Here is a 21572-nt window from a genome sequence, read left to right on the forward strand (position 1 = left end):
TACATTATTATTGCTGAGTTTAACAATGAGGATTTTATGAAAATATTGGTACCAGTAAAACGGGTAGTAGATTTCAACGTAAAAGTTCGAGTTAAAGCGGATGAAACAGCTGTTGATTTAACTAACGTAAAAATGGCTTTAAACCCGTTTTGCGAAATAGCGATTGAAGAGGCTGTACGGTTAAAAGAAGCCGGTGTAGCAACAGAAGTTGTTGTAGTATCTATTGGTACTACTGCCGCACAAGAGCAGTTACGTACGGCTTTAGCTTTAGGTGCAGACAGAGCCCTGCATATTGAGACCGACCAAAACTTAGACTCATTGCAAGTGGCTAAGCTATTAGCGAAAGTTGTTGCAGAAGAGCAACCAAAACTAGTTATTTTAGGTAAACAAGCCATAGACTCAGATAATAACCAAACCGGGCAAATGCTTGCAGCCTTAACCGGCATGGGCCAAGGTACTTTTGCTTCTAAAGTTGAAGTTGTGGCAGATAAAGTTAACGTAACTCGTGAAATTGACGGTGGCTTACAAACTGTTGCCTTAACCTTACCTGCTGTTGTGTCGACGGATCTGCGCTTAAACCAACCACGTTATGCTTCATTACCTAACATTATGAAAGCTAAGCGTAAACCTTTAGATGTTAAATCAGCAGATAGTTATGGCGTAGCATTAGACTCTAATGTCAAAACCTTAAAAGTTACCGCACCAGCGACCCGTAAAGGCGGTGTTATGGTTGAGTCGGTTGCAGAACTTGTTGATAAATTAAAGAATGAAGCGAAGGTGATCTAATGGCTATTTTAATAATCGCAGAGCATAACCAGCAGGGCTTAAAAGCAGAGACCCATAAAGTAGTACAGGCTGCTAGTGCCATAGGTAGCGATATAACTGTATTAGTTGCAGGCCATAATTGCGCTGATGCAGCGAAAGAAGCGGCAAGCATTAATGGTGTAAGTAAAGTATTACATGCGGATAATGCAGTTTATGAACACCAGCTAGCTGAAAATATTGCTGCCTTAGTTGTTGAACTAGGCAAAGATTACCAACACATTTTAACTGCTGCCACTACAACAGGTAAAAACTTTTTACCACGTGTAGCAGCGTTACTAGATGTTGCACAAATCTCTGATGTTATAGCTATAGAGTCAGCAGATACTTTTGTTCGTCCTATTTATGCTGGAAATGCTATAGCAACGGTACAATCATCAGATGCGATTAAAGTGCTAACTGTGCGTCCTGCAGCTTTTGCAGCGGCTGAAACGGGCAATAATGCGCCAATAGAAGCGGTTTCTATAGTGCAAGATGCTGCTGTTTCAACTTTTGTTAGTGAAGAGCTAACTAAGTCAGAGCGTCCTGAACTAACAGCGGCAAAAGTAGTAATTTCAGGTGGTCGGGGGATGCAAAATGGTGAAAACTTTGCATTGTTAAATGGTATTGCCGATAAGTTGGGAGCAGCTATTGGTGCATCACGCGCAGCTGTTGATGCAGGCTTTGTACCTAATGATATGCAAGTAGGGCAAACTGGTAAAATTGTTGCACCAGATTTATATATAGCAGTGGGAATTTCTGGTGCTATTCAGCATTTGGCTGGCATGAAAGATTCTAAAGTTATTGTTGCTATAAACAAAGATGCAGAAGCGCCTATCTTCCAAATCGCAGATTATGGTTTAGTTGCGGACTTATTTACAGTATTGCCGGAGCTAGAGCAGTTGCTGTAATGGTTTAAACAGGTATTAATCTTAGTTTATTAAGCAAAAAGGCACCTGAAAATTTAGGTGCCTTTTTTATCTTAAAATTAATTTATCTTATAAGTAGCGTATTTTTTTTACATTGTTCGGTATCAACACATTCACCGTATAAATATAAACTATGGTGAGTGAGTTTCATACCGTTTGCTTTAGCGATTTCAAGCTGTTTTGCTTCAATGATATCGTCATGAAACTCGATTACATTACCACATTTTAAGCATACTAGATGATCATGATGGTCATTACCTGCCAATTCAAATACAGACTTGCCACCTTCAAAATGATGCCGCGTAACAATACCAGCGTCATCAAATTGATTAAGAACCCGATATACTGTTGCTAGACCAATGTCTTCTCCCAGCTCTAATAACAATTTATAAACATCTTCTGCACTGATATGCTGGTTGTTGGGGTCTTGTAATATCTCTAAAATTTTCACCCGTGGTAAAGTTACTTTTAAACCAGCTTTGCGCAGTTCGCTATTATGATCTGACATAAGACCTCAAACTTAATTCTGAATTTGACCCGATTATAAAGGGATTAAACTATTAAGCAAATTAGCTATTTTGATTTAGCTATCACTTGTAGTTAAGTCAAGCCTTGTTAAAATACCAATAACAGGTCATACCAGAGTATTTATATGAAGTGGTTATTTAAACCAAAGGTTATGCGGCGATTAATAAATTGCTGGCCGCCGTTTTTTTTTACAGGCATTAAAATAACAACACTAGATCAAGACTTTTGCTACTGCAAAATTGAGCTAAAGTCTCGGCCATGGACTAAGAATATTAATCGCAGCCAATATGGCGGCTCTATGTTTTCTATGACCGATCCTATTTATCCATTAATGTTAATGGGCGTATTAGGTGATCAGTATTATGTGTGGGATAGGCAGGCTGAAATTAATTTTTTACAGCCAGGCCACGGTAAGCTTACCGCAGAGTTTTATTTAACCGAAGATAGATTGCAAGAAATACTTCAAGCAACAGCCGACGGTGATAAATATTTTCCACAGTTCAGAATTGATGTTAAAGACCAAGAGGGTAATATAGTTTGTGAAGTGCTGCGAACGGTTTATGTTCGTAAAAAAGCGCAATATCGGCCTAGTTAAAGCTAATTGAAATAGCTAACTTTTAACTAAGTATGTTGAATTTTAGTGGTGGTCTAGCACCAGACAGTAAAATTAATCCACTGGCTGGTACTAGCATTAGCTTTTACAGACCTTCAAACTCTTTTAGGCTTAATTCTTCATAGATTTGTTTACACCAATCTTTAACCCGTTGTTCGGTTAATTCAGGTTGTCTATCTTCATCTATGCCTAAACCAACAAAATGGTTTTCATCAGCTAAGCCTTTTGAGGCCACAAAATTATAGCCAGCCGTTGGCCATTGACCAACAATAATTGCGCCTTTAGGTTCAATAATGTCACGTAAGGTGCCCATAGCATCCAGAAAATACTCAGCATAATCCTCTTGATCACCGCAACCAAAAATAGCGACCAGTTTATTAGTGAAGTCAATTTCTTCTAAGTCTGGGAAAAAATCATCCCAGTCGCATTGCGCTTCACCATAATACCAAGTAGGGATGCCAAATAAAATTAAATCAAAAGCAGCAATGTCTTCTTTGCTACTTTTTGCGATGTCACGGACATCAAATAAATGTTTGCCTAACTCTTTCTGGATCATTTTAGCGATATGTTCGGTGTTGCCGGTATCACTACCAAAAAATATGCCTACTGTAGCCATTATCTAACCTTCTTACCTGGTCAAAAGTTGTGTCAAAATATGTTCAATATAGGCGCTTCGCGTCATGTCGGCGTCGCTAGCGTGCTGACTTAGCTGTTGGTACAATTGATCAGACACTTTGAACTCTATACGTTTTAAACCTTTACTGCGATCACGCTTGATTTGATTGCGCTTATTCAGCTTTAGCTGCTCTGTCCTAGGCAATGGATTTGTTTTAGGCCGCCCTGGACGTTTATCTTGTGCAAACAAATCTATGGTGGTGCGATCAGTGGCAATCTTAGCCATTAATCTTAACCTTCTTACTCAAGAAATAACGGTATTACGCTTTTAATAACAAATACCAGTGGCGAGAGAAATAACACTAGCCAAACAAAGATTTGACCATACTTAGGTACCTTGCTTTTTTTTAATACATCTAAGATCGCCATGACGATAAAGCCGTATAAAATCAATAAGCCAAGCCATAATCCAAGCGTTTCAATTTGCTCAAAAGCCAATTTATTTCCCCTGCCCATAAAAAATTGAGCGCACTATAGCATAAGTTGGCTTTAATTATGCCCTTATGCAGATAAAAAATCCTGTACTAGTCTAGTAAAAACAGCAGGCTTCTCGGCATGTAGCCAATGACCGGTTCCTTGAATAATTTTAACTTTAGCTTTAGGGAAATGAGTAAGTATTTGCTCTTTATGTTCAGGCAAAATATAGTCTGACAATTCACCTTTAATAAATAAACAATCGCCAGTAAATACGCCTTGTTGTTGCGGCTCGCCAATGATATTTGCATACTGCTCTACCAAGGTAGCTAAATTAAATCGCCAATTAAAGTTGTCATCCTGGTTATGCAAGCTTTTTAGCAAAAACTGGCGTACACCAAGCTCACTAATATATTTACTTAAATATTTATCGGCTTCGCTGCGGCTTTGAATTTTATCTAGTGGGACTGAATTTAAGGCAGCTAAAATTTGTTGGTGCCTAGCAGGGTACACCACAGGCGCTACATCAGCTAAAATTAGTTTGTGCACGCGCTCTGGGTTAGCAAGCGCAAATGCCATGGCTAGTTTGCCCCCCATAGAGTGCCCTAATATAGATACTTTAGTTAAGCCTAAGTGTTCTAAGGTCTGTAGCAAGTCTTCGGCCATTAATGGGTAACTCATCTGCTCACTATGTGGCGATTGACCATGATTGCGAACATCAATGTTAATAACATGGTAATCTTCCGCAAGGCTGCGAGCAATAACACCTAAGTTTTCATAACTACCAAATAGGCCATGGATAAGTACTATAGGTTCGCCAGAACCAGTACAATGTGTATGTAATAGCATAGTAAACTCAATGAATATAAATGATAGCTAGTTTATCAAAGGATGTTGCTGGCGTCAGTCGATAAGGCTTTATATAATGTTAGAAATTTTTGTAGGTGGAATAAATATATGAAAACCATCGAAATTGATGAAGAGTTATATCAGTATATTGCTGGGCAAACACAGCAAATAGGTGAAAGCGCCTCAGATATTTTACGTAGGCTATTATTGGGTGATGCACAAGCGGCTCTGCCGCAGGTTCAACCAGAGGCTCAATTAGCAACAGAACAGACAGCGAAAACCCCAGTTCAGACGTCGGTATTTGATTTAATTAATCGTCAAGAGTTACAAGCTGAATCTAGTGTGGTAGGTAGGTTTCTATTTATTTTATCCGTATTAGCCAGGGCACATGCTAAGCAGTTTCCAGCTGTGCTGGAGATTAAAGGACGTAATAGATTATATTTTGGCCGCTCTCATGATGAGTTATCTGAAGCGGGTAGTAGTACTAACCCTAAACAAATTCCTAATACGGAGTTTTGGGTAATGACTAACTCAAATACCACCCGTAAAAAGTTGATGCTAACAGAAGCAGCAATGAAATTAGGCTATACCGAGGTTGAAGCTGAGCGGATCCGCGATTTACTTTAAGGAATTATCATGTCATTACATCCGTTAGCAGGCCAGGTTGTTCCTGCGGCCTTAGTGCCCAACATTAGTCGTTTAATGACTGCCTATTATGTACTTGAACCAGATGTGTTTCAGTACCCAGAGCATAAAGTCAGCTTTGGCACCTCAGGCCATAGAGGCAGCGCTTTACAACATACCTTCAATGAGCCTCATGTTTTAGTAATTTGCCAAGCTATTGCTGATTATCGTAAGCAACATGGTATTACAGGTCCTTTATTTTTAGGCAAAGATACCCATGCCTTATCTGAGGCCGCTTTTGCTTCAGCACTTGAAGTGCTAATTGCTAATAAAATTCAGGTTTGTATTCAAAAAGATCTAGGCTATACGCCAACACCAGTTATTTCTCATGCTATTTTAAGTCAAAATAAAGGTCAAACTGAGCAGTTAGCCGATGGCATTGTGATTACCCCATCACACAATCCGCCTGAAGATGGCGGGATTAAATATAATCCACCTCATGGTGGGCCGGCAGGGACAGAGGTAACAGACTGGATTGAGCAGCGAGCTAATACTTTATTAAGTAAAGATTTAGAAGGCGTTAAAATGATGCCTTATCAATTAGCCTTGGCATCAGGTTATTGTCAGCATATTGATTATATTCAGCATTATGTTGATGATTTAGAAAATGTGATTGATATGGCAGCTATTGCTAAAGCCAATATCAAGATAGCTGTTGATCCTATGGGCGGCTCGGGTATTGCTTATTGGCCGCGCATAGCAGAACGTTATGGTTTAAATCTGACTATTGTCAATGACAAGGTAGACGCTGCTTTTGCTTTTATGCCGTTGGATAAAGATGGCAAAATCCGTATGGATTGCTCTTCTGCTTATGCCATGTCGAACTTAATAAAATTAAAAGATCAGTACGATATTGCTATTGGCAATGATCCAGACTTTGACCGCCATGGTATTGTCACCGCGACCGGTGGCTTAATGAATCCAAATCATTACCTTGCTACAGCAATAAATTACTTATTAGCTAATAGACAACAGTGGCATTCTGATTTAGCTATAGGCAAAACCTTAGTTTCCAGCGCCTTAATTGATCGTGTTGTGGCAAGTCGAGGTTATACTTTATATGAAGTACCTGTTGGTTTTAAATGGTTTGTTGATGGCTTGCATCAAGCCAAATTAGCTTTTGCTGGCGAAGAAAGTGCAGGTGCTAGTTTTTTACGTTTTGATGGCACTGTGTGGTCTACTGATAAAGATGGTTTTATTTTGGGTTTATTAGCGGCAGAAATGCTAGCAAAAACGGGGGTTGATCCTTATCAGCAATACCAAGCTTTAACCCGAGAGCTAGGTGCTCCCTTGTACCAACGTCTTGATGTTACGGCTACGTTAGAACAAAAGAATGCATTAAAAAATCTGGATATAACTAGTGTAAGTCAAACCCATTTAGCAGGTGATGAGATTACATCTGTGTTAACTTCGGCTTCAGGAAATAAAGCTGCTATTGGTGGGGTTAAAGTCGTCACTCGCAATGGTTGGTTTGCAGCACGGCCATCAGGCACAGAAGCGAGTTATAAAATATATTTAGAAAGCTTTGTTGACCAAGCACACTTATTACAGTTAGAGCAAGATGCAAAAAACTTTGTTAGCCAGGTTTTCACACAAATTTAGCAACTGTAACGCAACCTTAATGTAATAAAGTGGTTTCAACAGTCTATAGCCAGTGCTAGACTGCTGAATAATTGTAGAATTTAAAGCAAACAGGGAATAAGTTGCAAAAAGCTAGCTTAGTTTGTGTCGGTACTGGCATGACTTTAGGGGCGCATATTAGCCCAATATCTCGTAGTCACATTGAACAAGCTGATGTAGTCTTTGTACTAGTGTCTGATGGTGTGACTGAACAATGGATTAGTCAGATGAATTCTGATGTCCGATCATTGCAACCATTTTATGCTGAGGGTAAGTCACGCATGGAGACTTATTATCAGATGGTTGATGCAATGTTGGCACAGGTTAAATTAAATAAAAAAGTAGTAGGTGCTTTTTATGGTCACCCTGGTGTATTTGCTTGGGTGCCACACAATGCTATTAAACAGGCCAAACAACTAGGCTTTTATGCCTATATGGAACCTGGGATATCAGCAGAAGATTGTTTAATCGCCGACCTAGGTATAGACCCCGGGCAATATGGCTGTCAGCATTATGAAGCTAGCCAGTTTATGTTTTATCAACGAACGATTGATACTGCGGCTTATTTGATTTTATGGCAAGTAGGTGTAGCAGGTGATAGGAGTTTAGCTAAATTTAGTACTAGTTCAGAATATAAACAATTATTAGTTGATTTGCTGGCTGACTATTACCCGCTAACACATGAGGTGATTTTATATGAAGCTAAAACCTTACCATTACAGCAACCGCGGATGGAATTTTTACCTTTAGCAAACTTGGCAGCAGCAAAAATGGATTTTAAAACTACCTTAGTGCTGCCGCCATGTCAAAAAATGCAATTAAATACCGATTTATTAAACCGCTTAGCGGCATTAGCGGCTAGTGAGCTATCAAACGATGCAGCTGACAAATAGTGAGCATATTTTAAGCTACTTTACATTTGAAACTACTAGGCTAAGTTTGCAGCCTGTAAACAGCTCTTCATTAGCTTTATTAGCTAATTTATATGGTTGCAATAAAACTATGCGTTATATTGCACCACCACTTTCGTTGCATCAAACAGAGACTATGCTTAACCTGATGCTAAATAAACAAAAGCAAAACCAATATAATAGTTTAATTTTAGCCATAAAACATAAAGTGACTGCTGATGATTATGGTATTTGTGGCTTACCTAATCTTGAATTAAATAATAAAACAGCTGAAATAGGCGTAATGTTACTACCTATTGGTCAAGGCACAGGTGTAGCGGTAGAAGTAGTTCGCACTATCGTTGTTAAACTGCTTAATTTAGGAATAGAGACAATTTATATGCAAATAGATCCAAAAAATAAAGCGGCGATCATAGCTGCAACTAAATCCGGTTTTATAGCTTGTCGTTTAACTGGTCGTTATGTCTATCAAGATGCAGTTAAAATAAATTTTAATTAACTCAAACAATAAACTTTAACAGGGACGTATTAATGAATAATGTTATCAATATACTTGAAAATATCGCCAATAATGCTGCATTAACAACAGCAACGCCGGACGAGCTGCAGCAGTTATTGCATACTGAAATTAGCGATACTAAGGTGTTAGCAGCACTGCAGCAGCAAAATGTTTATGAGTTAGAAATAGCGTTAAAAGCTAGAACTGGATTAGTTTGCGGGATCATGCCTGCAGAAGAACCACAAAAGCAACCTGATGAAGAGCCTAAAAAACAACCATCTGAAGAGCCTAAGCCAACAAAAAAGTCGCACGAAAACTCAGTACGAAATGATAAAATACCGACTGAAGAACAATCAAATACAAATGAGCCAATATTGGCTAATGTAGGATAAACACTTGGCACTCTTAAAGTTAGTGATAAAAACGGCTCTGTTTATTGTTTTTTTGTTTGGTATGGCTTTGCCTAGTTTTGCATTACAAAAAGATAGAAACTCGCCTGAAGCGACAGCTAGCATTGCTGAAAAGCTAGCCTATGCTGACTTAATAAAAAGCTCTCAGCCAGCCAACTTATCAAAAATACTCATTGAAATTAGTGAAAGCAAATTAAGTTTGTCAAAGACTGAGCATGATTATTACCAATACTTATATGGTTATTCACTTGCTTATAATGGTAAGCATTTAGCTGCTATTGGCGTACTTAAAAATATTATCGATAGTGAAGATAAAGAATTAGCTTATCGCTCAATAGCCGTTATTTCTAATAGTTATCTGTTAATAAAACAGTATATGGACGTATTTTATTATCTAGATAAATTAGATGAGCTAGAAAAATTTGTTACTACTCCGTCGGCTCTTGAAAATGGCATAGGCGTAAAGTCAATGTTATACAATACCTTAGGGGTTTATAGCTTAGCCAAGTCTTATGCTTTACAGCTAATAGAAAATGCTCAAGATCCTAGGTATAAATGTATTGGTTATCAACTTTATGCGGATAGCTTATTAAACTTGGATGAAAAAGTTGAATTTGAACGTATTTACCCTGTTGCTATTGATTCATGTAGCTCAGTAAATGAGATGCTATGGGCTACTATTATTCATGCTTATAAAATAGAGTTTTTATTAAAGGAGCAGAATTTTAGCGGCGCTTTATTAATGTTAGATAAACAGATGCCTGCTGTTAAAGCGACTAAGTATCCTTTTATCAATACTATATATTATGCGTTTTACGCTTATGCATACAATGGTTTAAATTATCACGAAAGAGCATTAGAAAGCGCTAATCTTGCTTTGAATACAGGTGAGATTGTAAGTATTCATAAAGCTCATTTAAGAGCTTATGAAGCCCAATATCAAGCTTATCGTGAGCTAGGAGACAGTGAGGCTGCATTAAAAAGTCTAGAAGAGTTTAGTGATGTTAATCAAACTTATAATAATGATCGATTATCTCAACAAAAAGCTTTTTACTTAGCCAGAGGTGAAATACAAAGTAAAAATCAGCGTATAGCCTTATTAGATAAAGATAATGAAGTACTGTTGTTGCAAAAGAACATTTATGAGCAAGAAGTTAAAAACCACCGTTTAGTAATGACTTTATTAGTAGTAGTACTTTTTATTGCTAGTGTGTTAGCTGTTCGAGCAGTACTTGGCCGCAAACGCTTTAAATTATTAGCAGAATTTGATCATTTAACTGGGATCAGTAACCGTTATCACTTTAATAACCAAGCAAAAATTTCCTTAGAATATTGCCAAAAAAATAATAAGGCGGTGTCATTAATATTATTTGATCTAGACAGTTTTAAACGTATTAATGATGAATATGGCCATGTAACCGGCGATTGGGCCTTGCGACAAGTGGTTAAAGCCTGCCGTAACTTTATGCGCAATAATGACGTTTTTGGCCGGATAGGTGGTGAGGAGTTTGCTATTCTATTGCCTGGTTGCCAGCCAGATAAAGCCATGTTGCTGGCCGAGATTTGCCGAGAAGCTATTAATTCAATCGACACAGCAGAAAGCGGTTATAGCTTTATACTCAGTGCTAGCTTTGGTGTCAGTAATTCAGCGAGTTCTGGTTATCAATTAAAACAACTATTGGCTGATGCTGATCACGCTATGTACCAAGCAAAAAAATCAGGTAAGGATCGGGTTGAGGAGTTTGCTGCACTTTAATCTAGTGCCGGTGTTATGTTGTGGCTAAGAATTTTGCCTGTTGTCTAAACTAGGATAGAATTAAGCCAGTTTAGATAATAGGAGGTAAGTCAATGGTAGAAAATGTTATTCCTCAATATGATTTTTTAGCATTAAGTTTAGCTAACCCTGTCCAGTTAGCGGCGCAAAAGTTTTTATTGACCAATCAAACTGAAGTAGAAATATACGACACAGGAATAATTGCTTTTCAACCGGCTAATTCTAATATAACTAAAGATATTGTTTTGTCTTGTGGTATTCATGGTAATGAAACCGCACCAATTGAAATCTGTGCTGAATTAGTTCGAGATATATTACAAGAGACCTTAACTCTTCAGCATCGCTTATTAGTTATCTTTGGCAATCTACCCGCGATGTTAGCTGAAAAGCGTGAGATTACCGAGAATTTGAATCGTTTATTTTCAGGCCACCATAGTTTAGGCGATGCCGCAATAAACCCTGAGCGACTTCGTGCTAAAGCAATTGAAGATTATGTTAGTCAGTTTTATCAAAATACTGTTAATAGTGCTAATCCACGGCAGCGTATCTTGTACGACTTACATACTGCTATTCGTGGTTCAAGGTTTGAAAAGTTCGCAGTCTATCCTTATTTACATGGCAAACCATGGCATAAAGACCAGTTTGAGTTTTTACAGGCTTGCGATGTTACTACTGTTTTATTAATGCACACCCCTGCATCAACATTTAGTTATTATGCATCTAATACCCACGGCGCGGATTCTTTTACTATTGAATTAGGTAAAGTACGGCCTTTTGGTCAAAACGATATGGCACGTTTTAGCAAGGTACGACAAAGCTTACGTGATTTAGTCAGTTTGCCAGAAGTAGCCACAAAACCTTTTGTTGAGTCAGATTTTGCTTTGTATCAAGTATCCCGTGCCATTAATAAGCAAACCGAAGCTTTTAGCTTAAACTTTGCGAGTGATGTGGAAAACTTTACCTCTTATCCGGTAGGAACCTTATTGGCGACTGATAGTGAAATAGAGCACAGAGTTGAACAAGAAGGTGAGGCTATAATATTTCCTAATGCCAATGTTGCTATTGGTCAGCGGTCTATGCTGATGGTAGTGCCAACAACGGTTAGCCAGCATTTAATTTAAATAGGCAGTAAATTTATACTGACAGTTTAATAGCAATATTATGGCCTAATTAACAGTGCTAGGTTGCAATGCACTTTACGTAAAGGTAAAGTTGCGCCGATTATAATCAGAACAAACCGGTACCAGACTGTGTCTGACATAAACGGGGAAACGCATATAAGTTGCGGTAAAGATGAGTGCTCTATAGTTTTTTAATGGCACTTTGATCAACATGTCTATCATGTATAACAAATAAGAGACACCCTATGACTAATCCAAATAACGCCACCATTACCACGGTGCACACTGCAGAGTTCACTGCTGGTGATGCGTTAAAAATTCCTACGCTACGTATTTTACGTGATGATGGTAGTTTATATGATGGTGCTACAGAACCTGAATTAGATAAAACTACTGCGCTTAAAATGTATGACACTATGGTGTTTGTACGTGTATTAGACGAGCGTATGCTAGCAGCACAACGACAAGGCAGAATCAGCTTTTATATGCAGTGCCTTGGTGAAGAGGCAACTACAGTTGGTAGTGCAGCCGCGTTAGATGATAAAGATATGATAATGGCGCAATATCGCGAGCAGGGTGCATTGCGTTATCGCGGTTTTAGCTTAGAGCAGTTTATGAATCAACTGTTTTCTAATGAAAAGGATTTAGGTAAAGGCCGGCAAATGCCGGTGCATTATGGCAGTAAAGATATTCATTATATGACAATATCTTCGCCTTTAGGTACGCAAATCCCACAAGCTAGTGGTTATGCCTATGCTCAAAAGCTACGTGGCTTAAAAAATACCACTATTTGCTACTTTGGTGAGGGTGCTGCTTCTGAAGGTGACTTTCATGCTGGTTTAAATATGGCTGCAGTGCATAAGGCACCAGTGATATTTTTCTGCCGTAATAATGGTTATGCTATTTCAACCCCAGCGAATGAGCAATTTGTTGGTGACGGTATTGCTAGCCGTGGTGTTGGTTATGGCATGAAAGCAATTCGTGTCGATGGCACTGACATTCTTGCTGTGTATCAAGCTACTAAAATGGCGCGTGATTATGCTTTAGAACATAACGAGCCAATTTTAATTGAGGCTATGGCCTATCGTTTAGGCGCTCACTCTTCTTCAGATGATCCAAGTGGTTATCGTTCGAAAGAAGAAGAGGAAAAATGGCGTCATAATGATCCTATTTCACGTTATCGTTTATGGTTAATAGCAAAAGGCTGGTTAAACGAAGCAGAGGATAAGTCGACTATTGATGCGCTGCGAAGCGAGATACTTGAAGCTTTAAAAGTGGCTGAAAAAGTAGCTAAACCAGGTATTGAACATTTAATAAGCGATGTTTATAAAGAGCCAATTCCTGCATTGCAGCAACAATTAGATGAATTAAAAGCGCATATCCGTAAATATCCAGATGCGTATCCGATTACGGCGGGGAGATTAGACTAATGGCAAAAATGAATATGTTGCAAGCCATTAATAATGCGCTTGATTTAGCTATGGCTAAAGATGACAGCGTGGTTTGTTTTGGTGAAGATGTAGGCCACTTTGGTGGTGTATTTCGTGCTACTAGCAAACTACAAGAAAAATACGGTAAAGCCCGCTGCTTTAATACCCCATTAACCGAGCAAGGTATAGCTGGTTTTGCTAATGGTATGGCAGCACAAGGTATGAAGCCAGTAGCTGAAATTCAATTTGCTGACTATATCTTTCCAGCATTTGACCAAATTGTGAATGAAACGGCCAAATTCCGTTATCGTTCTGGTGATGAGTTTAACGTCGGCGGTTTAGTGTTAAGAAGTCCATACGGTGGTGGTATTGCTGGTGGACATTATCATAGCCAATCGCCAGAAGCTTATTTTGCTCATACACCTGGTTTAAAAGTGATTATTCCACGCAACCCATACCAAGCTAAAGGGTTATTGCTGGCATCAATAGCTAGCCCAGATCCGGTTATCTTTTTTGAACCTAAAAAGTTATATCGGGCATCAACGGGTGAAGTGCCTGAAGAGTATTATGAAATTGAACTAGGTAAAGCTGAAGTTACCCAGCAAGGTAAAGATATTACCGTTTTAGCTTGGGGTGCTCAGATGGAAATTGTGCAAAAAGCCGTTGATATGGCAGCCAAAGAAGGTATTTCATGCGAAGTTATCGACTTACGCAGTATCTTACCTTGGGATGCAGAAACTGTTGCTCAATCTGTTATGAAAACTGGCCGTTTAGTCATTAACCATGAAGCGCCGTTAACCGGTGGTTTTGCCGGAGAAATAGCCGCTACTATTCAAAAAATGTGCTTTTTACATTTAGAAAGCCCAATAGAGCGTGTGTGTGGATTAGATACCCCTTACCCTCTAGCGCTAGAGAAAGAGTATGTTGCTGATCACTTAAAAACATACGAAGCTATTAAGCGTGCCATTAACTTCTAAGGAGGCAGTGATGAAAAAAGACTTTATTCTGCCAGATATCGGCGAAGGTATTGTGGAATGTGAGGTTGTAGAGTGGCTGGTTGCAGAAGGCGATACGGTTAAAGAAGATCAGCCGGTTTGTGATGTCATGACCGACAAAGCGTTAGTACAAATACCTGCAGTACATGATGGTATAGTGTCTAAACTTTATTATGCTAAAGGTGAAATTGCTAAGGTTCATGAGCCGTTGTTTGAGATGATTCTTGCTGGTGAAGTTGAGCAATCAGCAGAGAAAAACCCTGCAGTTGGTGTAGATAATGCCGCTAGCAATGCTGCAAATGTTGCAATGGAAGTGACGGCTTCTGCGCAAACTAATGCAGCACAAAGCAATACAACGATGCAAAATAGTGAAGACTTTATTTTACCCGATATTGGTGAAGGTATAGTTGAGTGTGAGGTTGTTGAATGGTTAGTTGCAGAAGGTGATGAGATTGTAGAAGATCAGCCAGTTTGTGATGTAATGACTGACAAAGCACTAGTGCAAATACCGGCAAAATACTCTGGTGTTGTCACTAAGCTGTATTATGCCAAGGGCGAGATTGCAAAGGTACATCAGCCGTTATTTGCTATGCAACATGCAGGCAGTGGCAAAGTGGTAGCTGCAACATCTTCAGCACCTGCAGTTAATACAGCTGCAGCAGCGGTTAACAATAAAGAAGCAGTCGCTACAACGACTGCAGCTAATGGCAAGGCTTTAGCAAGCCCAGCGGTTCGTCGTTTAGCTCGCGAACTTAATGTTGATATTAGCAAGGTACCTGGAACGGGTGAAAAAGGTCGAGTTTATAAAGACGATATTCATGCCTTTTTAGCGGCTAATAACAGCCAAGCTGCTGCAGCTAAAACAACAGCGCAGCCAACTCAACAGGCAGTGTCTGGAAACCGCGTAGAGCCAATAAAAGGCATTAAAGCGGTTATGGCTCGGCAAATGACAGACTCCGTTTCTACCATTCCGCATTTTACTTATTGTGAAGAGATTGACTTAACTGAGTTAATTGCCTTACGCGCTAGCTTAAAAGAACAATACAAGCAGCAGGGTATTAAGCTGACCATGATGCCGTTTTTTATAAAAGCATTATCGTTAGCAATCAAACAGTTCCCTGTAATGAACAGCCAAGTTAATGCTGACTGTACTGAATTAACCTATTTTGCCCAGCATAATATTGGTATAGCTGTAGATTCTAAAGTGGGTTTGTTAGTGCCAAATATAAAAGATTGCCAAGATAAAACGGTGATTGAAATTGCTCAGCATTTAACACGCCTAACTGACTCGGCGCGGGAGGGGCGTGTTAGCCCAGCTGACTTAAAAGGCGGTACTATCAGTATTTCAAATATTGGTGCTTTAGGTGGTACAGTAGCTACGCCAATCATTAATAAACCTGAAGTGGCAATTGTTGCTTTAGGCAAGGTACAAACTTTACCTAGGTTTAACGCTAAAGGTGAAGTTGAAGCAAGACAACTAATGCAAATTAGTTGGTCAGGTGATCACCGAGTAATTGATGGCGGTACTATTGCGCGCTTTACAAACCTATGGAAACAGTATTTAGAACAACCTGTTTCTATGTTAGTTGCTCTGAGTTAAAACAATGAAGAATTGTTTTACGGCAAAGGCGAGTTAATAGCTTGGCAACTGTAGGCAATTTTGTTAAAACCCACTGTATACAGTGGGTTTTTTTATGGTTAACAATGCTATGCCTGATAAATCGTTAGATAAGGCTCCTTTAAGGAATTTTTATATTCCTGAAGAACAGTCAATTTATTTACTGAACTCTTTGGATGCCAAAAAACTTAAAGATTGGGTAGCATTGTGTATTAATGAGTTAAAAAAACTAGGTTATCGCGAAATAGAACTTATTGGTAAAGGGGCTTATGGTTTTGCCTTTGCGGGTTTAGATGCCAGCGAGCAGCACTGTGTTTTTAAGTTCTCTCGAATTAACCTGCCGCAACATATCCAAGACAAACTGGCTGATGAAGCCTATATGTTATCTCAAGTTAAACACCCTAATGTACCTGCGTATATTACCTATCAAGTTATAAAAAAACAGGGCATCTTAATGATGCAGCGGGCCAAAGGAGTGGATCTTGAGCATTACAGTTTAAAGCATGGTCGCTTACCTGTTAGAACCATTATAGACATAGCTTGTCAGTTAGCAGACTTATTAAAAGTTTTGCGCCAACACCAAAAAGAGGGGCTGGAGCAGCCCATAGTGCATGGTGATATTAAGCCTTCAAATTTAGTGATTGATGAAGAGACAGGAAAAGTAGCACTTATTGATTGGGGTTCGTCAGTCTTTGCCCAGCTGGACAGCCATGGCCAATATGTTGCTACTAATGTGATGCAACTAATGTCCTCTGATATACAAACGTCTAATGCGCGGATGGGTGATGTGTATTTTATAGGGCAGGAGCAACGCACAGGTGCATTATCTAGCCCTCGCTTTGATGAGCAAGGGGTAGCTGGTACTTTATATGCTTTAGCGTCTGGACAGTCCTGTCGCTTTGGTTCTAAAGCGATACCGGCACGTAGTTTAGGCTTACCCTTTGAGTTTGCAACTATGCTTGATAGTTTACTGGCTGACGATAGTTACTTGCGTAACCAAGCGGGTGATTACTTTTTGCAACATATGCCTAGGTTAAAGAATTTAGTATTGCCAGATATAAAGTTATTTGACGATAGCCCATTATTGCCGGTTTGGGTCAGTCCTAAACTTTATGAACTTGATACCGTTGTCTATTCATCACGAAAGTCGTTTTTACGTGAAACAAGTGATGAGGATGGCATAGCTTATGTAGATGATGTGCAATTAGAAAAATACTATAAAAATTATTTACAAGGTATGGGAGACACAGAAAAAGCGTTTATAGCCGCAGTTGGCCGCTTAGCAAGATATCCTGTAGTTGGCGGTTTAGTGGTGCATTGGCAAAGTGGTGGAATTTATATCGACTCCAGCTTAAATTTATATGATGCAAAGCTTAGCGCAGCTTTTTCTTTAGCCGTTAATAACGTAGTAATGTTAGCGCAATCTATTACTCGAGTGGGTACCTTTAAAGCTTGTTTATTTAATGCTCGAAATACTATTCACATTAGTCGTGAGCATAGAGAACAACCTTTTATTGCGCCAGATGATGCAAGTATTCCATACCTAATGGCGCCTGTACTTAGCGCAGAAGAAGCCAGCAAGCAGCATTCTTACTTTGAGGATGGTAGGGATCCTGATGAACAATTAACCTTACCTGATGCCATTATGGATGATATAGCAAGCTTAAACCTTATTCGACATACTGGTTGTATTATTTTTGAGGTGACAGAGTTAAATATGAAAGTGCATAGCTACTATCGCTTGCTCGACAGTAGTGCAGCGCAAGAGTTTAATAGTTTGTTGCAAGGAATTTTGCATAAAGTGTCTCTAATTACCGATCTTGGTGTCGGTGGTTATATGAAGTTACCCTTTAAAGATACTCGACATTTTAAACATCAGGCGCAAGAAGCTGATTGCTATTATCCAGCAAACCCACAGCGAGCCTAAATACACTAACAATTATGCTTAAATTATCAGCTAATAAGTTAAATTAGGCGATGAATAATACCCCTAAGCTAAATCTTTGCTGATAAGAGGTTTAAATTCGCCGTTAAACCGAGTAATGTAACGGGCTATTATTTTATTAAGAATACTGAATTCATGTCGAGTGAGAAAGTTGCGTTATATCGCTTGTTGGCACAGCAAACGATATCTTTAATAGAAGGTGAGTCGGATCTGATTGCGAATATGGCAAACTTAAGTGCGCTATTATTTAATCAGTTAGCAGACGTTAATTGGTTAGGATTTTATATCTTACGCCAAGATGAGTTAGTATTAGGCCCCTTTCAAGGTCAAGTTGCTTGTGTGCGTATTCCAGTGGGTAAGGGAGTATGTGGTACAGCTGTTGCAACAGGTGAAGTGCAACTAGTTGCTGATGTCCATCAGTTTGCAGGGCATATAGCTTGCGATAGCGCCAGTAACTCTGAAATCGTATTACCTATTCGTCACGCTGGTGAGGTAATAGCGGTATTAGACATAGATAGCCCTTTATTTAATCGCTTTAACACGGATGATCAAGCTGGCCTTGAGAAAATAGTTGAATTATTTGAATTACATTTGGCTAAAACTTTATGAAAGACCTAGTTTCTATTCAAGATTATTTATTCCAAGTTTCTGAAGTGGGAGACTGGGAAGGTGAAGAAGAGTTAGTAGCTGATAAAATTAATACAATTTATCATGCTGTTTGGCAAAAAATACCAGAAGATGTCAGTGTTGAGCAAGTTGATATATTATTCCCAAAAATTTGGGATGAATTAAGAGGCAGTACAGTTTTGCTTGATGTCGATGAACATGAATTAATAGATTGGGCGTTGGCTTATATGCGCCAACAGCTACAAAATCGTAAGCTGGCTTTGGATACTACTGATGATGAAGAGTGAAGAGTAAATGACCACCCCAACCGAACAGAACCAAAAATTAACCACAACCAAAGATGTTATTGCCTATTTGGCTGCAGAGTATCCCGCTTGCTTTAGCTTAAGTGGTGAAGTTAAACCGCTAAAAGTCGGTATCTTTCAGGATTTAGCTGCAAAGCTTGCAGCGGATAGCCCAATTAGTAAAACTCAGTTACGCCAAGCGCTTAGAGTTTATACCTCAAGCTGGCGTTACCTTGCCGCCACTAAGCAAGGAGTAGCTCGTGTTGATCTAGAGGGGGCGGCAGGAGACATTATTGATGAGCAACAAGCTGAGCATGCAGCTGTTACTCTTAAAGAAAGCAAAGCTAAAGCAGCAGAGAAGCGTAAAGCAAAGATAGCGGCTACTAAAGCAGAATCAGCAGCAACTGATAGTGACTCAGCTGTAGATAAACCTCGTAATAAAAAACATCTGAACAAAACGAAACCAAGCCACTCTAAAGCAGCAGTAAAACCGAAAGTTGAAGCCGCCAAAGAATCTCAAGTTACATCACCTTCAGCCCCAGCCGTTAAACTTGAAGCTATTGCGACAGATGCAGTAGTAGTAGGGGCTAATGTACTGGTTAAATTAGGAAAAATGCCTATGCTAGCTACGGTATTAGAAGTAAATAAAGCTGATGTAACAGTACAATTAGGTTCTGGTATGGTAATTAAAACCCGTCAGGACAGTTTGTATTTAGCCTGACTAAATAGAGTAGCTTATGAATAAACTATCCGTATTGGCAGCCGCCTTATTCTGTGTTGCTAGCGTTAATGTAGTAGCTGACGCTGCACCTGAGCCTTTTACATTACCAGTGGTCTCTCAAGATTCTCAGCATGCCACAGCCAGTAAGCGTATAAGTGCATTATTTACCCGTAGCCATTATAAATCGATACAGCTTGATGATGAACTGTCATCGCAAATGTTTGATACTTATCTGAAAAACTTAGATTATTATCGAAATGTGCTGACAAAGGCTGAAGTTGATAGTTTTGAACAATATCGTGATAAGTTTGATGATGGTATTAATAAAGGCAATTTAAGTTTTGCTTTTGATATCTTTAATATCACTTTAGCTAAACGGGCAGAACGTTTTGATTATGCATTATCACTATTAGAAAAAAAGTTTGATTTTAATGCAGAGGACTACTACGTCTACGATAGAAAAGACGCTGAGTGGCCCAAAAATGTTGCCGAGTTAAATGAAATCTGGCGCGAGCGGGTTAAATTTGATGTGCTTAATTTAAAGCTTGCCGGTAAAACGGATGAAGAGGCCGTTACCGTTTTAACTAAACGTTACAAAAATACTAAAAAACGCTTAGCACAAACTGAAAGCGAAGATGTATTTCAACTTATTATGAATTCTTTTGCCCGCAGTATTGAAGCGCACACTTCCTATTTGTCACCAAGAAATGCAGAACGCTTTCAACAAGAAATGAATTTGTCGCTAGAAGGTATAGGTGCAGTCTTGCGTGCAGATGAAGACTACACCGTTATCCAAAGCTTAGTACCAGGAGGCCCTGCCGACCTGTCCGCTAAATTAAAACCTAAAGATAAAATCATTGGTGTTGCCCAAGATAAAGAAGACTTTGTTGATATTATCGGATGGCGTTTAGATGATGTAGTCGATTTAATTAAAGGCCCTAAAGGCAGTACAGTTAGGTTGCAAGTTGTTAATGCTACCGATATTGGAACAAGTAAAGCGCAAATTGTCACTATAGTGCGGGATAAGATTCGTTTAGAAGACCGTGCAGCAAAAGCTGAAGTATTTAAACCGCAACTATCTAAGTTAGATAAGAAAATTGGCGTGATTAATATTCCAGGTTTTTATAATAATTTAGCAGAAGATGTTAAAAAGCTAATCGCAGAGTTACAGCAAGAAAATGTTGATGGCATTGTTGTTGATTTACGTGGCAATGGTGGCGGCTCGTTACAAGAAGCGACTTTATTAACAGGCTTATTTATTACTAAAGGTCCGGTAGTCCAAATTCGAGAAGGTAACGGTAAAGTAACAGAGACTCGCGATAACGATGGCGTTGTTTATTATAATGGCCCTTTAACTGTATTAGTGGATCGTTATAGTGCATCAGCATCAGAAATTTTTGCTGCAGCAATGCAGGATTATGGCCGCGCTGTAATCATTGGTGAGCAAACTTTCGGCAAGGGTACGGTACAACAACACCGAGGCTTAGGCCGCATATATGATATGTTCTCCAACCCCTTAGGTAGTGTGCAATATACCATTGCTAAATTTTACCGTATCAATGGCGGTAGTACTCAGCATAAAGGCGTTATTCCAGATATTTTATTGCCTAGCCCAATAGAACCAGCAGAATGGGGTGAAAGTACAGAAGAATATGCCTTACCTTGGGATTCTATTAATGCCGCTGACTATAGTGCGATTAATAATCTTAAACTTTTCTTTGCTGAATTAATGGCTAAACATCAAGCTAGAATTAAAGTTGAGCCTGAGTTTCAGTATTTAATGCAAGATATTGCTGAATATAAGCGAGATAAAGATGATAAGCGCATCAGCTTGAATGAAAAAACTCGCATTGCCGATCGTGACGAAAATAAAGCTAAGCAGCTAACTAGAGCAAATGCTAGATTGAAGCGTTTTGACTTACCGGCAATAACATCTTTAGATGATATTCCTGAGAAGATTGAAAAGTTAGACCCATTTCTAGAAGAAACGGCGAATATAACGGCTGATCTTACAAAGCTAACAAGCTTAAATAAACAGTAAAATAAGCGATAATCAGCAAAAAGCGGTAAAGTTACCGCTTTTTGCTAAGAAGTATAAAATATAATAATTATAAAGGTTACGTT

Annotated in this window: 23 protein-coding genes; 18 read left to right on the forward strand and 5 right to left on the reverse strand. The window is 39.0% G+C overall.

All coding sequences use genetic code 11. The annotated features are described in order from the left end of the window. Positions 1-36: 36 nt before the first annotated feature. Both RDV63_RS08190 and RDV63_RS08195 read left to right on the forward strand, forming a co-directional pair. Positions 37-786: an electron transfer flavoprotein subunit beta/FixA family protein gene (locus RDV63_RS08190; protein WP_313909006.1), complete on the forward strand. Its 750-nt coding sequence runs from the start codon at positions 37-39 to the stop codon at positions 784-786. Continuing rightward, positions 786-1712 (forward strand): electron transfer flavoprotein subunit alpha/FixB family protein, encoded by a 927-nt coding sequence (locus RDV63_RS08195; protein WP_313909007.1) that lies wholly within the window; start codon positions 786-788, stop codon positions 1710-1712. The genes RDV63_RS08190 and RDV63_RS08195 overlap by 1 nt, the downstream gene beginning before the upstream one ends. An 82-nt stretch (positions 1713-1794) precedes the next feature. On the opposite strand, the gene fur is transcribed toward RDV63_RS08195, so the two are convergent. Further along, positions 1795-2238, reverse strand: coding sequence for a ferric iron uptake transcriptional regulator (gene fur / locus RDV63_RS08200; protein ID WP_313909008.1), 444 nt, complete (start codon positions 2236-2238; stop codon positions 1795-1797). A 144-nt stretch (positions 2239-2382) separates the two neighbouring features. Between fur and RDV63_RS08205 the strand changes: the two genes are divergently transcribed. After that, on the forward strand, positions 2383-2853 hold the full coding sequence (locus RDV63_RS08205) for a DUF4442 domain-containing protein (RefSeq protein WP_313909009.1): 471 nt from the start codon (positions 2383-2385) through the stop codon (positions 2851-2853). 103 nt (positions 2854-2956) lie between these two features. Here the strand turns inward: RDV63_RS08205 and fldA are convergent, their stop codons facing one another. The 4 genes from fldA to RDV63_RS08225 form a co-directional block, all read right to left on the reverse strand. After that, positions 2957-3487: a flavodoxin FldA gene (fldA, locus tag RDV63_RS08210; protein ID WP_313909010.1), complete on the reverse strand. Its 531-nt coding sequence runs from the start codon at positions 3485-3487 to the stop codon at positions 2957-2959. A 12-nt stretch (positions 3488-3499) separates the two neighbouring features. Then, entirely contained in the window at positions 3500-3772 is a 273-nt protein-coding gene (gene ybfE / locus RDV63_RS08215; RefSeq protein WP_313909011.1) for a LexA regulated protein, read from the reverse strand. A gap of 14 nt (positions 3773-3786) precedes the next feature. After that, positions 3787-3984 (reverse strand): DUF2788 domain-containing protein, encoded by a 198-nt coding sequence (locus tag RDV63_RS08220; protein WP_313909012.1) that lies wholly within the window; start codon positions 3982-3984, stop codon positions 3787-3789. Between the two features lie 63 nt (positions 3985-4047). Further along, entirely contained in the window at positions 4048-4809 is a 762-nt protein-coding gene (locus RDV63_RS08225) for an alpha/beta fold hydrolase (RefSeq protein WP_313909014.1), read from the reverse strand. 108 nt (positions 4810-4917) lie between these two features. Here RDV63_RS08225 and seqA point away from each other — a divergent pair, with 108 nt between their 5' ends. From seqA to prc, 15 genes are all read left to right on the forward strand, one after another. Next, positions 4918-5436: a replication initiation negative regulator SeqA gene (gene seqA / locus RDV63_RS08230; protein WP_313909015.1), complete on the forward strand. Its 519-nt coding sequence runs from the start codon at positions 4918-4920 to the stop codon at positions 5434-5436. Between the two features lie 9 nt (positions 5437-5445). Then, a complete protein-coding gene (gene pgm / locus RDV63_RS08235; RefSeq protein WP_313909016.1) occupies positions 5446-7095 on the forward strand; it encodes a phosphoglucomutase (alpha-D-glucose-1,6-bisphosphate-dependent) in 1650 nt (549 codons plus the stop codon). Positions 7096-7196: 101 nt separating this feature from the next. Then, positions 7197-8006, forward strand: coding sequence for an SAM-dependent methyltransferase (locus RDV63_RS08240; protein ID WP_313909017.1), 810 nt, complete (start codon positions 7197-7199; stop codon positions 8004-8006). Then, positions 7990-8523, forward strand: coding sequence for a GNAT family N-acetyltransferase (locus RDV63_RS08245; RefSeq protein WP_313909018.1), 534 nt, complete (start codon positions 7990-7992; stop codon positions 8521-8523). The genes RDV63_RS08240 and RDV63_RS08245 overlap by 17 nt, the downstream gene beginning before the upstream one ends. A gap of 32 nt (positions 8524-8555) precedes the next feature. Next, positions 8556-8915 (forward strand): hypothetical protein, encoded by a 360-nt coding sequence (locus RDV63_RS08250; protein WP_313909019.1) that lies wholly within the window; start codon positions 8556-8558, stop codon positions 8913-8915. 4 nt (positions 8916-8919) lie between these two features. Next, positions 8920-10689 (forward strand): GGDEF domain-containing protein, encoded by a 1770-nt coding sequence (locus RDV63_RS08255; protein ID WP_313909020.1) that lies wholly within the window; start codon positions 8920-8922, stop codon positions 10687-10689. 92 nt (positions 10690-10781) lie between these two features. Beyond that, positions 10782-11828, forward strand: a complete 1047-nt coding sequence (gene astE, locus RDV63_RS08260; RefSeq protein ID WP_313909021.1) for a succinylglutamate desuccinylase — start codon at positions 10782-10784, stop codon at positions 11826-11828. A gap of 245 nt (positions 11829-12073) precedes the next feature. Further along, the gene (locus RDV63_RS08265; protein ID WP_313909022.1) at positions 12074-13258 is read left to right on the forward strand and encodes a thiamine pyrophosphate-dependent dehydrogenase E1 component subunit alpha; all 1185 of its coding nucleotides are present in this window, start codon (positions 12074-12076) and stop codon (positions 13256-13258) included. Then, positions 13258-14235 carry an alpha-ketoacid dehydrogenase subunit beta gene (locus RDV63_RS08270; protein WP_313909023.1) on the forward strand — a complete coding sequence of 326 codons (978 nt, stop codon included), beginning with the start codon at positions 13258-13260 and terminating at the stop codon, positions 14233-14235. The genes RDV63_RS08265 and RDV63_RS08270 overlap by 1 nt, the downstream gene beginning before the upstream one ends. A 10-nt stretch (positions 14236-14245) precedes the next feature. Next, positions 14246-15853, forward strand: coding sequence for a dihydrolipoyllysine-residue acetyltransferase (locus RDV63_RS08275; protein WP_313909024.1), 1608 nt, complete (start codon positions 14246-14248; stop codon positions 15851-15853). 94 nt (positions 15854-15947) lie between these two features. Continuing rightward, positions 15948-17798: a serine/threonine protein kinase gene (locus tag RDV63_RS08280; RefSeq protein WP_313909025.1), complete on the forward strand. Its 1851-nt coding sequence runs from the start codon at positions 15948-15950 to the stop codon at positions 17796-17798. A 153-nt stretch (positions 17799-17951) separates the two neighbouring features. Continuing rightward, on the forward strand, positions 17952-18425 hold the full coding sequence (locus RDV63_RS08285; protein ID WP_313909027.1) for a GAF domain-containing protein: 474 nt from the start codon (positions 17952-17954) through the stop codon (positions 18423-18425). After that, the gene (locus RDV63_RS08290; protein ID WP_313909028.1) at positions 18422-18730 is read left to right on the forward strand and encodes a hypothetical protein; all 309 of its coding nucleotides are present in this window, start codon (positions 18422-18424) and stop codon (positions 18728-18730) included. Before RDV63_RS08285 ends, RDV63_RS08290 begins: the two co-directional genes overlap by 4 nt. Positions 18731-18737: 7 nt before the next feature. After that, entirely contained in the window at positions 18738-19448 is a 711-nt protein-coding gene (gene proQ / locus RDV63_RS08295; RefSeq protein ID WP_313909029.1) for an RNA chaperone ProQ, read from the forward strand. A gap of 16 nt (positions 19449-19464) precedes the next feature. Beyond that, the gene (prc, locus tag RDV63_RS08300) at positions 19465-21489 is read left to right on the forward strand and encodes a carboxy terminal-processing peptidase (RefSeq protein ID WP_313909030.1); all 2025 of its coding nucleotides are present in this window, start codon (positions 19465-19467) and stop codon (positions 21487-21489) included. The last annotated feature ends 83 nt before the right edge of the window (positions 21490-21572 follow it).

The sequence above is a fragment of the Rheinheimera sp. MMS21-TC3 genome (genome assembly GCF_032229285.1).
GTDB lineage: Bacteria > Pseudomonadota > Gammaproteobacteria > Enterobacterales > Alteromonadaceae > Alishewanella.